The 14,282-nt window shown below is 67.3% G+C and carries 13 protein-coding genes; 7 read left to right on the top strand and 6 right to left on the bottom strand.

The features are described 5' to 3' along the window. The first annotated feature begins 197 nt into the window (after window positions 1-197). The 5 genes from KDW55_RS03790 (at window position 198) to KDW55_RS03770 (ending at window position 7,540) form a co-directional block, all read left to right on the top strand. On the top strand, window positions 198-1,091 hold the full coding sequence (locus KDW55_RS03790; RefSeq protein WP_212197870.1) for an urea transporter: 894 nt from the start codon (window positions 198-200) through the stop codon (window positions 1,089-1,091). After that, window positions 1,066-1,842: a class II aldolase/adducin family protein gene (locus tag KDW55_RS03785; protein WP_212161196.1), complete on the top strand. Its 777-nt coding sequence runs from the start codon at window positions 1,066-1,068 to the stop codon at window positions 1,840-1,842. The genes KDW55_RS03790 and KDW55_RS03785 overlap by 26 nt, the downstream gene beginning before the upstream one ends. Window positions 1,843-1,894: 52 nt before the next feature. Next, window positions 1,895-2,083 carry a 4-oxalocrotonate tautomerase gene (locus KDW55_RS03780; protein ID WP_014898956.1) on the top strand — a complete coding sequence of 63 codons (189 nt, stop codon included), beginning with the start codon at window positions 1,895-1,897 and terminating at the stop codon, window positions 2,081-2,083. Window positions 2,084-2,327: 244 nt separating this feature from the next. Next, complete coding sequence (locus tag KDW55_RS03775; protein ID WP_212148095.1) at window positions 2,328-2,549, top strand: hypothetical protein; 222 nt, start codon at window positions 2,328-2,330, stop codon at window positions 2,547-2,549. A 149-nt stretch (window positions 2,550-2,698) separates the two neighbouring features. After that, entirely contained in the window at window positions 2,699-7,540 is a 4,842-nt protein-coding gene (locus tag KDW55_RS03770) for an NAD-glutamate dehydrogenase (RefSeq protein WP_212161197.1), read from the top strand. Window positions 7,541-7,592: 52 nt separating this feature from the next. Here the strand turns inward: KDW55_RS03770 and KDW55_RS03765 are convergent, their stop codons facing one another. The 6 genes from KDW55_RS03765 to KDW55_RS03740 form a co-directional block, all read right to left on the bottom strand. Continuing rightward, entirely contained in the window at window positions 7,593-8,471 is an 879-nt protein-coding gene (locus tag KDW55_RS03765) for a class I SAM-dependent methyltransferase (protein WP_212161198.1), read from the bottom strand. Window positions 8,472-8,481: 10 nt separating this feature from the next. After that, window positions 8,482-8,832 (bottom strand): VOC family protein, encoded by a 351-nt coding sequence (locus tag KDW55_RS03760; protein ID WP_212161200.1) that lies wholly within the window; start codon window positions 8,830-8,832, stop codon window positions 8,482-8,484. A 1-nt stretch (window position 8,833) separates the two neighbouring features. Next, entirely contained in the window at window positions 8,834-9,010 is a 177-nt protein-coding gene (locus KDW55_RS03755; RefSeq protein ID WP_151063636.1) for a ribbon-helix-helix protein, CopG family, read from the bottom strand. A gap of 117 nt (window positions 9,011-9,127) precedes the next feature. Continuing rightward, window positions 9,128-9,961, bottom strand: a complete 834-nt coding sequence (locus KDW55_RS03750) for an arylamine N-acetyltransferase (RefSeq protein ID WP_212161201.1) — start codon at window positions 9,959-9,961, stop codon at window positions 9,128-9,130. A 161-nt stretch (window positions 9,962-10,122) separates the two neighbouring features. Beyond that, window positions 10,123-10,815, bottom strand: a complete 693-nt coding sequence (locus tag KDW55_RS03745; RefSeq protein WP_069243112.1) for a hypothetical protein — start codon at window positions 10,813-10,815, stop codon at window positions 10,123-10,125. Window positions 10,816-11,058: 243 nt separating this feature from the next. Beyond that, the gene (locus KDW55_RS03740) at window positions 11,059-12,543 is read right to left on the bottom strand and encodes an amidase (protein WP_059547307.1); all 1,485 of its coding nucleotides are present in this window, start codon (window positions 12,541-12,543) and stop codon (window positions 11,059-11,061) included. A gap of 352 nt (window positions 12,544-12,895) precedes the next feature. Between KDW55_RS03740 and KDW55_RS03735 the strand changes: the two genes are divergently transcribed. Next, window positions 12,896-13,330 (top strand): universal stress protein, encoded by a 435-nt coding sequence (locus tag KDW55_RS03735; protein ID WP_069243114.1) that lies wholly within the window; start codon window positions 12,896-12,898, stop codon window positions 13,328-13,330. A 621-nt stretch (window positions 13,331-13,951) separates the two neighbouring features. Further along, window positions 13,952-14,200 (top strand): adhesin, encoded by a 249-nt coding sequence (locus KDW55_RS03730; protein ID WP_212197892.1) that lies wholly within the window; start codon window positions 13,952-13,954, stop codon window positions 14,198-14,200. Window positions 14,201-14,282: the final 82 nt, after the last annotated feature.

The raw sequence follows: 14,282 nt of genomic DNA, 5'->3' as shown, positions 1-14,282 counted from the left end.
CATCCGGGTTCGGCATCTCGACAACTTCCTCGAGTCGCAACTCGCTCAGTGCCGCGCTCAAATCAAACTGCACGGCTTCCTGAACCGCCGCCGCCCCATTCCCGACATCAACCACAAATCCCGACTATCCAGAATTCCCTATTCCGGTGCATCGCAGAGTGTCCTATGCTCGCGGCTCATCCCGTTCCGCCGCCGCCATGCATACCGCCCGTTCCGCTTCGCCGTCCGTCGATCTGCGCACTTTGCTGCGCAGCATCGGCCAGATCGTGCTGCAGGCGAACGCGTTCACCGGCGCGCTGCTGGTCGCCGCACTCGCAGTGACCGATCTGCGGCTCGCGTGCGCGGCGCTCATCGGCGCGGCCGCCGCCAATTTCACCGCGGTGCTGACCGGCGCGGCGCGCCGCGACGTCGAACAAGGGCTGCACGGCTTCAACGGGGCGCTCGCTGCGCTGGTGGCGGTGCTGTTTGCCCGCGCACCCCTCGCCGCGCTGTTGCTGGCGCCGCTCGCCGCGACGGGCGCCGCACTGGTGCAGCGGGCGATGCGCGCCCCGCTCGCGAAAAGGCGCCAGTGTCCGTATTCGAGCCCGTGCCTCGCAGCCACCGCGTTGTGGCTGCCGCTTGTCGCAGTGCAACACGCCCCCGGCAGCGGTCAGGGTGCCACCTTCTCGCTGGATACGTTCGCCGCAGCGCTACTATCCGGCGTCGCCCAAACCACGTTCGCGCAAGGCGCGTCGGCCGGCGCACTGATCGTGGCGGGCATCGCGATCGCGTCGCGTCGCGCCGCCGCATTCGCGCTCGGCGGCGCGATCGTGTCGACCGTATTGCTGATCGCGCTCGGCGCGAGCGGCGGCGCATTCGCCGACGGCGTGCTCGGCTTCAACGGCGCACTCGCCGCGCTCGCGCTGATGTCGCGCGGCGCGCGTGCCGCGCTCGCGGCCGCCGCACTGGCCGCGCTGATCCAATGGCTCGCCATGCAGGCCGGCATCGTCGCGCTCACCGCGCCGTTCGCGCTCGCGTCGTGGATCACGGTCGCCATCGCGCGCCGCCTTACCCTCGGAGAAACCGATGTCGTCATTCGCACACCGTCCTGACACCGTAAAGCCAGGCGGCCCGATCTCGGACGCCGAGCGCCGGCTGCGCGTCGATCTCGCCGCCGCCTATCGCCTCGTCGCGCTGAACGGCTGGGACGACCTGATCTACACGCATCTGTCCGCGACAGTGCCGGGCGAGCCGGGCCATTTCCTGATCAACCCGTTCGGCCTGACGTTCGACGAGGTCCGTGCGTCGAATCTCGTGAAGATCGATCTCGCCGGCAACCGGATCGGCGACGGCGAATACGCGGTCAACGTAACCGGCTTCGCGCTGCATGCGGCCGTGCACGCCGCGCGGCCGGACGCCGTCTGCGTGATGCATCTGCACAATACGGCCGGCATCGCGGTGTCGATCCAGCGCGACGGCCTGCTGCCGGCGTCGCAGCACGCGCTGCGGTTTCACGGCGATCTCGCGTATCACGACTACGAGGCGCTCGCGTTCTCGCCCGCCGAAGGCGCACGGCTGACGGCGAGCCTCGGCGCGAAATCGGCGATGCTGCTGCGCAACCACGGCACGCTGACGGTCGGCCGGACGGTCGCCGAAGCGTATGTTCTGATGGATACGCTGATCAAGGCGTGCGACATCCAGGTGCGCGCACAGGCAGGCGGCCGACCGCTCGTGCTGCCCGAACCGACGGTCGCCGACCGTACAGCCGAACAACTGCGCGACGGCGGCGCGATCGAGGGCGAACTGGAATGGCCGGCGCTGCTGCGCCGCCTCGACCGGATCGATCCGACGTATCGCGATTGATGCAGGCGCGGCCCGACGAACTTTCCCACCTCAACCACCGGAGCACCCAGTCATGCCGACTTTCAATATCCAGTTGTTCGAAGGCCGCACGGTCGAACAGAAGCGCGCATTCGTCGAAGCCATCACGCGTGTCACGTGCGAGACGCTCGGCTGCGATCCGGGTTCGGTCGACATCATTCTCGCCGACGTGAAAAAGGAGAATTGGGCGACGGCCGGCAAGCTGTGGAGCGACGAGCGCTGAAAAGCTCCCCGGGATCGGTTTGCGTCCAGCCATTGGACGCATGCTACTTGGAGCCAGTTTGTCATCTCGAAATTGGCGCCGGCAATTCGAATATGCCGAAGCCGGCAGCCATCCTGATATATTGCCGCCGACGATCGGCGTCGCCGCAATTAGCTCTCGTAAGCGCACACACGCTCGGTCATTTTCTCAATATAAATACGTCAGCAGTTGTAACGCGTGGGCGGGATGCTAAAGAGGCAAAAAAGTGATCGCCGACAAGCAAATCGCAAGTGTCCTTAACGACATGATCTTGCACATGGGAGCCGATCTGGATCGCTCGCTGCTGACCGTCAAGGCGTCGTGTCCGGATTCGGAATTCGTCGCCTGCCGCGAATTCGTGTCGCAACTGCTGACCACGATGCTGCTCGATTTCATGAATCCGCTCTACGCGCGGCACCCCGACCTGAAGCCGCCGGACCTCGCGTGACCCGCCCGCGCGACGCCGGCCGCCGGCGTCGCACGCGGCTTTCATTCTCTGCGCCGCGTTGTGCGCCCGCACATCGCGTTGTCACGCAATGGGCGCATATAATGCGGCACAGACGCAGCAGCCGATGGCCACCCGCCCAGGAGACCGCCATGGAAGCGAAGAACGAGGAAGTCGTCGCACACCTGCTCTCCGATGTCGTCGAATTCGCACGCGAGCGCCTGCCCGAAGCCACGTTCCGGATCGTCGAACCGTTCCTGCATCATTACTACGATTTCGTCGACGCCGACGATCTGCAGAATCGCAGCATCGCCGATCTGTACGGCGCCGCGATGGCGCATTGGCAGACCGCGCAGAAGTTCGTGCCCGGCAGCGAGCGGCTGCGCGTGTACAACCCGATCCTCGAACAGCACGGCTGGCACTCGGACCACACGGTCATCGAGATCGTCAACGACGACATGCCGTTCCTCGTCGACTCGGTGACGATGGCGGTAAACCGCCTCGGGCTCGCGCTGCACTCGGCGCTGCACCCGGTGTTCCGCATCTGGCGCGGCAACAGCGGCGGGATCGAGCGCGTCGACGCCGGCGGCGCAACGCCCGGCGACGGCCAGTCGCAACTCGCATCGTTCATCCATTTCGAAGTCGACCGCTGCGGCGACGCCGCGCTGCTCGACACGCTGCGCGACGACATCGCACACGTGCTGCGCGACGTGCGTGCGTCCGTCGAGGACTGGCCGAAGATCGTCGACATCGCCCGCGCGACGATCAAGGACATGAAAGCGCGGGAATCGACCGCGGAGGACATCGAGGCGCGCGCATTCCTCGAATGGATGGTCGCCGATCACTTCACGTTCCTCGGCCAGCGCGACTACTCGCTGGTATCGGACGGTACCGGCTTCGGGCTGCGCGGCGTCGAAGGTTCCGGCTTCGGGCTGCTGCGCGAAGCGCTGCGCGCGCCCGGCGCACCTGACGTCACGCCGCTGCCACCCGCCGCGGCCGAGATCATCACCGGCCCGTGGCCAATCTTCGTAACCAAGGCGAACTCGCGCGCGACCGTGCACCGGCCCGGCTATCTCGACTACGTCGGCGTGAAGCTCGTCGGCGCCGACGGCAAGATCGTCGGCGAGCGCCGCTTCATCGGGCTCTATACGTCGACCGCCTATTTCGGCTCATACACCGAGATTCCGATCGTGCGCCGCAAATGCGCGAACATCGTGCAGCGCGCCGGCTTCCTGCCGAAGGGACATCTCGGCAAATCGCTCGTGACGGTGCTGGAAACCTATCCGCGCGACGAGCTGTTCCAGGCCGACGAAGATCAGCTCTACGACATCGCGCTCGGCATTCTCCGGCTGCAGGAACACCAGCGCACGCGCCTGTTCGTGCGGCGCGACCGCTTCGACCGCTTCGTGTCGTGTCTCGTGTTCGTGCCGCGCGACAAGTACAACACCGACCTGCGCCGCCGCATCGCGAAGTTGCTGGTGGATGCGTACAACGGCGTGAACGTCGAATTCACGCCGTTGCTGTCGGAATCGGCGATCGCGCGGATTCATTTCGTCGTCCACGCGGAGCCGGGCACGATGCCCGACGTCGACACGCGCGAACTCGAAGCGCGGCTCGTGCAAGTCGCGCGCCGCTGGCAGGACGATCTCGCCGACGCGCTGCTCGACGCGTTCGGCGAAGAGCAAGGCAACCGCCTGCTGCAGCGCTATGCGGATTCCTTCCCGGCCGGCTACCGCGACGACTATCCGGCGCGCACGGCCGTGCGCGACATCGAGCTGATCGAACGCGTGAAGGCGTCGGGCCAGCTCGCGATGAACCTGTACCGCCCGATCGAAGCCGGACCGCGCGCGTTCCGCTTCAAGGTGTATCGCGCGGGCGAGCCGATCGCGCTGTCGCGCAGCCTGCCGATGCTCGAACATCTCGGCGTACGCGTCGACGAGGAGCGGCCGTACCGGATCCAGACGCAGGACGCAGTGCCCGCGTGGGTGCACGATTTTGGCCTCGAGCTTGCCGACGACACAGAGTTCGACATCGAGCGCGTGAAGGCGCTGTTCGAGGATGCATTCGACCGGATCTGGAGCGGGCGCATCGAGAACGACGATTTCAACCGCCTCGTGCTGCGCGCGCAGCTGAGCGCGCGTGAAGTGACAATCGTGCGCGCGTATGCGAAATACCTGCGGCAGGTCGGCTCGACGTTCAGCGACGCCTACATCGAGCGTGCGCTGACCGGCAACCCGGCGATCGCGCGGCAGCTCGTCGAACTGTTCCTGCTGCGCTTCGACCCGGCGATCGGCAGCACGCGCGACGTGCAGGCCGAACGCCTGCTGAACGCGATCGAGGCGGCGCTCGACCAGGTGCCGAACCTCGACGAGGACCGGATCCTGCGCCAGTTCCTCGGCGTGATCAACGCGACCGAACGCACCAACTATTTCATGCACGACGCGAACGGCGAATCGAAGCCGTACCTGTCATTCAAGTTCAATCCGGCGAAGGTGCCGGGCCTGCCCGAACCGAAACCGATGTTCGAGATCTGGGTGTACTCGCCGCGCGTCGAGGGCGTGCACCTGCGCGGCGGGCGCGTCGCGCGCGGCGGCCTGCGCTGGTCCGACCGCCGCGAGGATTTCCGCACCGAGGTGCTTGGGCTGATGAAGGCGCAGATGGTGAAGAACGTCGTGATCGTGCCGGTCGGCTCGAAAGGCGGCTTCGTCGTGAAGAACCCGCCGCCGCCGAGCGATCGCGAAGCGTGGATGCGGGAAGGGATCGCGTGCTACCAGACGTTCCTGCGCGGGCTGCTCGACCTGACCGACAATCTCGCCGGCAACGCGATCGTGCCGCCGCCAGACGTGGTGCGGCACGATCCCGACGATCCGTATCTCGTCGTCGCGGCCGACAAGGGCACGGCCACCTTCTCCGACTACGCGAATGCGATCTCGCGTGAATACGGCTTCTGGCTCGACGACGCGTTCGCGTCCGGCGGGTCGGTCGGTTACGACCACAAGAAGATGGCGATCACCGCACGCGGCGCGTGGGAATCGGTGAAGCGGCATTTCCGCGAGATGGGCGTCGATACGCAGACGACCGACTTCACCGTGGTCGGCATCGGCGACATGTCCGGCGACGTGTTCGGCAACGGAATGCTGCTGTCGCCGCATATCCGGCTCGTCGCGGCATTCGATCACCGGCACGTGTTTCTCGATCCGAACCCCGACCCGGCGACGAGCTTCGCCGAACGCCAGCGAATGTTCGCGCTCGAGCGTTCGAGCTGGGCCGACTACGATACGTCGGTGATTTCGGCGGGCGGCGGCGTCTATCCGCGCACCGCGAAGACGATCCCGCTGTCGCCGGCCGTGCAGGCCGCGCTCGGCATCGACGCACACGCGCTGCCGCCGACCGAGCTGATCCGCGCGATCCTGCAGGCGCCGGTCGACCTGCTTTACAACGGCGGGATCGGCACCTACGTGAAGGCGACGCACGAAACCCATCAGCAGGTCGGCGACCGCGCGAACGACGCGGTGCGCGTGAACGGTGCGGACCTGCGCTGCAAGGTCGTCGGCGAAGGCGGCAACCTCGGCTGCACGCAGTTCGGCCGCATCGAGTTCGCGCAACGCGGCGGGCGCATCAACACCGACGCGATCGACAACTCGGCAGGCGTCGATTGTTCGGATCACGAAGTCAACATCAAGATTCTGCTCGGGCTCGTCGTCGGCGACGGCGAGATGACCGAGAAGCAGCGCAACGCACTGCTCGCGGAGATGACCGACGAAGTCGGGCTGCTCGTGCTGCGTGACAATTACTACCAGACGCAGGCGCTTTCGATCGCCGGCCGCTACAGCGTCGAGCTGCTCGATGCGGAGGCGCGCCTGATGCGCTGGCTCGAACGCGCGGGCCGCCTGAACCGCGTGATCGAATTCCTGCCGACCGACGACGAGATCGCCGAACGACAAACCGCGAAACAGGGCCTCACTTCGCCGGAACGCGCGGTGCTGCTCGCGTACAGCAAGATGTGGCTGTACGACGCGCTGCTCGAATCCGACGTGCCCGAGGATCCGCTCGTCGCCGCGATGCTGGTCGATTATTTCCCGAAGCCGCTGCAACAGCGCTTCAGCGAACCGATGCAGCGCCACCCGCTGCGCCGCGAGATTCTCGCAACGCACCTGACCAATGCGCTCGTCAATCGGGTCGGCTGTGCGTTCGTGCATCGGCTAATGGAGGAAACCGACGCGAAACCGGGGGACATCGTGCGCGCATGCATCATGGCGCGCGACGTGTTCGATCTCGATGCGGTGTGGCGCGACATCGACGCGCTCGACAACCGGGTTGCCGACGACGTGCAGGCGCGGATGTTCGTCGACGTCGCGCGGCTGCTGGAACGCGCGGCGCTGTGGTTCCTGCGGCAGCTGCAGTCGGGGGCGGTGGCCGCCGGCGGCGTCGGCGGCCTGATCGCGCGCTGCCGCGACGCGGTCGCGCGCATCGCGCCGCAATTGCCGTCGCTGCTGCCGGCGAGCGATCTCGACGCGTTGTCCGAGCGGCAACGCGTGCTGACCGACGCGGGCGTCGACGGCGCGCTCGCGGCGCGTGTCGCGAGCGGCGACATCTCTGCCGCGCTGCTCGACATCGCCGAAGTCGCGGCGACTTGCGATCGCAGTCTCGAACTGGTGGCGGGCGTCTACTTCTCGCTCGGCACGCTGCTGAACTATGGCTGGATCGGCGAACGCGCGGCGACGCTGCCGACGCCCACGCACTGGGACATGCTGGCACGCGCAGCCGCGCTCGCCGAGGTCGCGCGGCTCAAACGCACGCTCGCGACCAGCGCACTCGCCGAATCGGCGGATTCGACGTCGCCGGACGCGATCGTCGATGCATGGCGCGCGCGACGCGACGCGGCACTGCAACGCTACGAGCACCTGCTCGCCGACCTGCGCGCGTCGGGTGGCGCGAGCCTCGCGGTGCTGCTCGTCGTCGTGCGCGAAATGGCCGTGCTCGAACGCGCGTGATGAACGTCGATGGTCGCGGCGGACGCAACGTGCACGCAGGCTGCCTGCGGCGTCACACCGTCGCGACCAGCAACTCTTCCGCGTTGTTCGGCGGCCGCAGGCCGTCGGTCCGATCGGCGAAGTAGTGACGCGCGAGATCCGCGGCCGACACATGCTCGGCGCGCGCGAAGCCCGCTTGCCGCGCGAGCGCGCGGATCTCCGCCGGCATGAAGAAGCTGATGAACGGCGTGCCGCTTGCGCGCGCGCCCTTCGCGGCCATTTCGAGCCCCGGACGCACGTCCGGATCAGCGTGTTCGAGCGGCAAAAGGAACGTCATCGCGAACGTCGAGCCCGGCGCGAGCGACGCGACTTCGCGCAATGCAGCCGTGTTCGCTTCGCGCGTCAGGTACATGCTTACGCCGGTGGACACCACGACCGCCGGCTTGCCGGCGTCGAAGCCCGCGCGCACGAGCGCGTCCCGCCACGACTGCTTCGCCTCGAAATCGACCGGCACGAACCGCAGCCAGTCCGGCACGCCGAAGCCGAGCTCGCTCAGACGGCTGCGTTTCCACGCCTGCGGCGCCGGCTGGTCGACCTCGAAGACGGTCACGCGCGACGCCATCTCGGGCCGGCGCTGCACAAAGCTGTCCAGACCCGCGCCGAGGATCACGTACTGGGTCACCCCGTGCGCGGCCTGCTCGACGACGAGATCCTCGATGAAACGCGCCCGCGCGACGATCGACGCGCGAAACGGCCGCGTAAACTGCGGATCCATGTCGCCGCGCTGCTGCCAGCCGGGTGCGGGCGCGAGCAGGCGCAGCCCGACCTCGTCGGCAAGCACGTGCGGCGGCGCATCGCACTCGACGTGCAGCGCGCGCCACAGCGCGACGCGCGCGGCCGTGCTGTCCGGCGCGTCCTGTTCGTGATCGTGTTCGTGATCGTGATCGGTCATCGCCATCGCCTCACGCGCCCGGCGTGCCCGGCGCCTGCAGGCGCCACACGCGGCCGTCGGGATCGCGTACGGTCATGTCGCGCGTGCCCCAGTGCGTATCCTCGAACGGCGTGACGACCTCGACGATCGGCTGCGACCGCACCGCCTGCTCGTCGCGCACCTTCAGCACCACCTGCATGCCGGGCGTCTCGGTTGCCGGCACTTCGGCGATGAACAGGAACGGGCCGTCGCCGTTTCGCAGCTGGCCCGAGTTGTGATCGGTTTCGAATTCCAGCGTGAAACCCAGCGCCTGGAAGAACTTCGCCGACTTGCCCCAGTTGTGCGTCGTCAGGTACACGGCTTCGATTCGCTCGGATGACATGTCAATCCTCCTTGGTGGACGGGCCGGCCGCCGGCGGCGGAGCGGCCAGATACGCGCGCAATGCGTCGGCCACGAGTGCCGACAGCGACTGCTCCGTCTCGATGGCGCGATGCTTGACCTGCCGGATCAGACTCAGCGGCAGGTACACGTTGAATTGCTTCACTTCTTCGTCGGTCATGGGGCTAGTATGCTAGCAAGATAGCAAAAGTCAACTGAGGAAACGGCAAGCGACCGCAGCGCGCACGGTGCAGATTCCCTGCTCCGCGGTACCGCCACGGCCCCGCTTGCCGCGCCGTCACATCGCGTTCGCCCGCGCGGCCACCCGTGTGAACAGCGCGTCGAGATCGAAGCCGGTCGTATCGATGCCGATGGTGTCGCGCAGGCAGGCGCTCCACGCGGCCGCGTCGTCGAACGTGACCGTGCGCCCGGCGCCCGCCGCGTCGCGCAGCGTCAGCACGGTGTTGAACAGCGCCGCGCGGCCGTCGGGCAGCACGCGGCATGCGATCAGGTCGTTGACGAAGATCGATTCGGGATACGTCGACGTGAACCAGTTCGCGGCTTCGTAATCGATCCATTCGGCCGGTTTCAGCGAAAACCGGTAAGTGGTCTGCCAGCCGTCGGGGATTTCGAACTGCATGTCGAACTCGCCATCGACAGGCGCGGCGACGACGCGAAACGCGCCGTGCGGCGTCGGTTGCCGCTCGCCCGGCACGAAACGCAGCGGCGCGGTCAGCGTTGCGCTGCCGAAGCCGATGTCCGCGAGCCATGCCGCGCCGTCGACGTCGATGCGCAGCAACATGTGCGTCTGCGCAGTGACGACTTCCGGCGGGCGCATCCAGCGCACGCGCGCGATCAGCGGCGTCACGCGAAAGCCGATCGTCGTGAGTGCGGTGTGGAAAAGTTTGTTGAGCTCGAAGCAGTAGCCGCCGCGCCGGTGTGCAATCACCTTGTCGACGATCGCGGGCAGGTCGAGCGCGACGCGCGCGCCGGTCAGCGGATTCAGGTTTTCGAACGGAATCGCCTGCGGATGCAGCAGATGCAGCCGGCGCAGCACGTCGAGCGTCGGCTCGACCGGGCCGTCATAGCCGATGCGGGCGAAGTAGCGCGGGAGGTCGAACGAGTCAGTCATGGATGAACCGGCACCGGGAACTGGGAACACGCCACGATAGCATCGAGCGAAATCCCCATGTTGCCCGGGGTCTGTTCGTGCGGATAACGGCCGCGCGCCGCGCCCCCTTTGATCCCGGATCGCCGCGCACGGCGCCGGCACCGCGCGCCGCTTCGGCTGCGTTACGGCAGCAGCTTCAGCGCGGACGACGCGACCGGCGGCACCGAAATGCCCTGGCGAGTCGCGAACTGCACGGCCTCGCTGAGCGTCGACGCCAGTGACTGCAGCTGGCTCGGCGCACTTTGCGCGATATACGACGCGGCCTGCATGTTCTGCGGATTCAGCCCTGCCTGCAGCAGCGACGCGGCGCTCGCCGAACCAAGGCTGCCGAGCCCCGGCTGCAACTGCGAGTACTGCGTGAGGCCTTGGCCGAGCGACGCGAGGCCGTTGCTGAACGCCTGCTTGTCGATCGGGCCGTGCGATGCGCCGCCGCTCGCGAAGGCCTGGCCGAGCGCCTGCGACACCGACTGCTGCGCGCCGCCCATCTGCGACAGCGCGGCCGGCGTCAGCGCATCGCCGCCGCCGAGCAGGCTCGCGGCCTGCTGCGCCTGGCCGGCCGCGCCGGTCAGCCCCATCGCCGACGCGAGCGACGACTGCCCGGCCAGCACCTGCTGGTTCGCGCCGACGTACGCCTGCATCAGTTGCGCGACGCCGCCCTGCGACGGAGCGGCCTGCTGCTGGCCGCCGCCGAGCAGCGCCGATCCGATCGACTGCAGGTCGAGCTGCGCATGCGCGGCGCCGTGTACGCCCAACAGGATGCCGAGTGCGAGGCTCGCGGATGCGAGTTGCTTGCCCGTCGCGCGAATGTGTTTCATCTGTGTTCCCTCGTGCCGGAAATATCGAGGCCGATATTGTCGAAGCGCGTCGCGCGCGGCCGCAACGACTGAAACACATCGAAACGAAATCGCGGGCCGCGGCCGCTTGCAATTCGGTCGTCGCGTCATGCCGCCGCGCGCATTCCATCGTGTTTGCCGACCGAGATCACGCAAGCATCGAAATTCGTTCCTGTGGCGCGCGAATATCGCGCGCTCCGGTTTCGGGACCGCCGCTGCAGCGCGTCAGACCGCCATCCAGTCGGGCAGCCTGCGGCCGACCCAATCGGCCGCGCGCTCGTAGCCGCGCGCGAGCTGCAGTACCGCGAGATCCGCGCGCGGACGGCCGATCAGCTGCATCCCCATCGGCAAGCCGGCGTCGTTGAAGCCGACCGGCACGCTGATCACCGGGCATCCGGCCAGCGTCCAGGGGACGACCGTTTCCATCCAGCGGTGATACGTATCCATCGCGCGGCCGGCGATTTCCTTCGGCCAGCGCTGCCCGATGTCGAACGGGAACACCTGCGCGGTCGGCGCCGCGATGAAGTCGTAGCGATCGAAAAAGCTCAGCACCGCCTGATGCCACGCAGTGCGCTCGACGCTCGCGTCGAACGCGTCGGCAGCCTGCATCGCGAGCAGCCCTTCGACCTCGTAGATCGCCTCGGGCTTCAGCAGCGCGCGGCGCGCCGGGTCGCGATAGTGCGCGAGCAGCCCGCCGCCCGACAACAGATGCCGATGCGCCAGCCACAGCCGCCAGATCCGCTCGGGCGCGAATGCCGGCAGCGCCGCATCGACGTCGCAGCCGATCTCGCGCAGCGTCGCGAGCCCCTGTTCGCACTGCGCGAGCACGCCCGGCTCGGTCGCGAGATAGCCGTTCCAGTCGCCGACCCACGCGATGCGCTCGCCGCGCAGATCCCTGTCGAGCGGCTCCGCAAACACGGCGGGATCTTCGGCGAGCGACAGCGGATCGTTCGGATCGTAACCGGCCTGGATCGCGAGCAACTGTGCGACGTCGCCGACCGTGCGGCCCATCGGCCCTTCGGTGCCGAGCTGCTGCATGTACACGTCGACGCCCGGCCAGCGCGGCACGCGCCCCTGCGACGGACGGAACCCGTAGATGTTGCAGAACGCGGCCGGATTGCGCAAAGAGCCGCCGAAGTCGCTGCCGTCGGCCACCGGCAGCATCCGCGATGCGAGCGCCGCGGCCGTGCCGCCGCTGCTGCCGCCCGCGCTCTTCGTCAGGTCGTACGGATTGCGCGTCGCGCCGTGCACTTCGTTGAACGTGTGCGAGCCGAGCCCGAACTCCGGCGTATTGGTCTTGCCGATGAAGATCGCGCCCGCGGCACGCATCCGCGCCGCGCCGACCGAATCGGCTTGCGGTACGTTATCGCGAAAAAGCGGCGACCCGTAGGTCGTCCGCAGCCCTTTCGTCATCGCGAGATCCTTCGGCGCCTGCGGCATCCCGTGCAGCCAGCCGTGATACTCGCCGCGGGCGAGCGCGGCGTCCTTTTCCGCGGCTTCAGCGAGCAGCGTATCGCGATCGCGCAGCGAGATCAGCGCGTTCACCGCGCCGTTCACGCGCGCGACGTGATCGAGATACGCGCGCATCGTCTCGACGCACGACACCGCCTTGCTGCGGATCGCCGACGCAAGCTCGCCGGCCGACAGGCGCACGATCGGGTCGACGGGGATGGAAGCGGGCGCGAGAAGCTGCGGGGCGCTGTGCGGCATGCGAAGTCTCCTGGGATCGATGTCGGATGGGGGCAAGCGACGGCCCCGAGGGCGGCCGGAGCGGCCGCCGCGCGGCGCCACGCCGCACGCCGATGCTCTACTCTACGCGACGCGGGATCGCCGACCTCCGATATTTTCCGCGGCGATTCATCGAGGAACCGACTAAATCTGCGTCACGCGCGGCCGGTTGGCGAAAACGTTTATGCGCATAAACTTAAATTTCTTATATTTCTAATTGGCGCAACGACAAGGCCGTCATTGACGACATTTTTACGCGGCCGACCGAACTCTTTAGACCTCGCGATCCCGCGGAAAGCTACGCTGCAACCATCTCGACTCTGGGGTATTCCTCATGCTCAAGCTGCTGGTGCCGGTCGGCCATTCGCCGCGCTCGCTTCACGCGGTCCGTCATGCGGCGTTCCTGTATAGCGAGCGCTGCGCGTCGGAGGTCGTGCTCGTCAACGTACAGATGCCGCTCGAGGCAACGCGGCTCGAGGCGTTTCATCCGCTGTCTCGATTGCGTTCGATCGAAGACAGCTTTGCGTGCGCCGATCTCGCGATGGCCGAACGAATCTTGCGGGAAGCCGGTGTGCGGTACAGCGTGGTGAAGAAGGTCGGGCCGGTGGCCGATACGATCGCGGCCGTCGCGGCGGAGACCGGCTGCGACGAAATTGTCGTCGTCGCGCCGAGACACGGCCCGTTGCATCGGCTGCTGTCGATGTTCACGCGCAGCGTGATGAGCCGGCTCGTCCGTATTTCGAATGTGCCGGTGACGGCGGTGCAATGAACGCGGCGTCAGCGTCGCCGTGGGAAGCCGGTTGCCGGCACGCGCGACGGCTGATTGCCGGGCGACCGGCGATGCGCTCGAACCCGATGCCGTCGGCATCGAAACCCACGGCGTCGACGTTTCTCTTTCGAGGCGACGCGCGAAGGTTGCGCGCGGAATAACGCTTACTTGATGGCCTTGCGCCAGAACACGAGGTAAGTCGCCAACGACGATGCGCCCAGCAAAATCAGCCACAATGGCGCCATGCTGATCAGCACGGAAGAAACATTAAGCATCTGGATTCCTCACTATTTCGATAGCGATGTCGAACACGTATCTGCTGCGTACGGAACCGCCGTGCCCATCGCCTGCCGCACATCGTGCTCCGTTGAAACATGCATTCATGCTATCGCGCTGACCGGCCGCGCGATCGCCTTGCCCCGCGCGCATCCTGACATTCGTCAAACTAGCGTCAATCGCACCGCGATCGCGGCCGGCCGCCACGCCCATGCGCCATTCGCCCCGCGAAAACGGGACACGATCAGGCTGCGCCACCGTCTTTCAGCAGACGTTTACCGGGGGAAGCCCCAAGTGATTCGACGAACGAGTCCGCGTTACGCTTGCGCGACGAGGAGACGAATCATGAGACGAGTCGTACACATCGCTTTTTTCGCGTTGCTGACCTACCTGATCGGCGTTCGCGCGCTGCTGCATGCGCAAGGCCGCGATGCGAGCCCGATCGCGTGTTCGCAGGGAGCCGAACAGGTGAAATTCGACGCGCTCAGCCGGGGTTTCGGCAGCGCGGCCGCCGACAGCCAGCGCGAGGCGTTCATGTCCGGCTGTCTTGTGACCGGCCGCGGCGACCGCGACGTCGCGATGGCGGCACGTTGACGTCGGGCGACCCGGGCGGGGTGCCCGGACACCCGCCGCTTTAGCCGCAGCCGGCATAACCGGCTCCCCCGCTCTTCGCACT

The organism is Burkholderia sp. AU19243 (assembly GCF_018148075.1).
GTDB classification, from domain to species: Bacteria; Pseudomonadota; Gammaproteobacteria; order Burkholderiales; family Burkholderiaceae; genus Burkholderia; species Burkholderia latens_A.
This window is presented reverse-complemented; position numbering and strand designations above follow the sequence as displayed.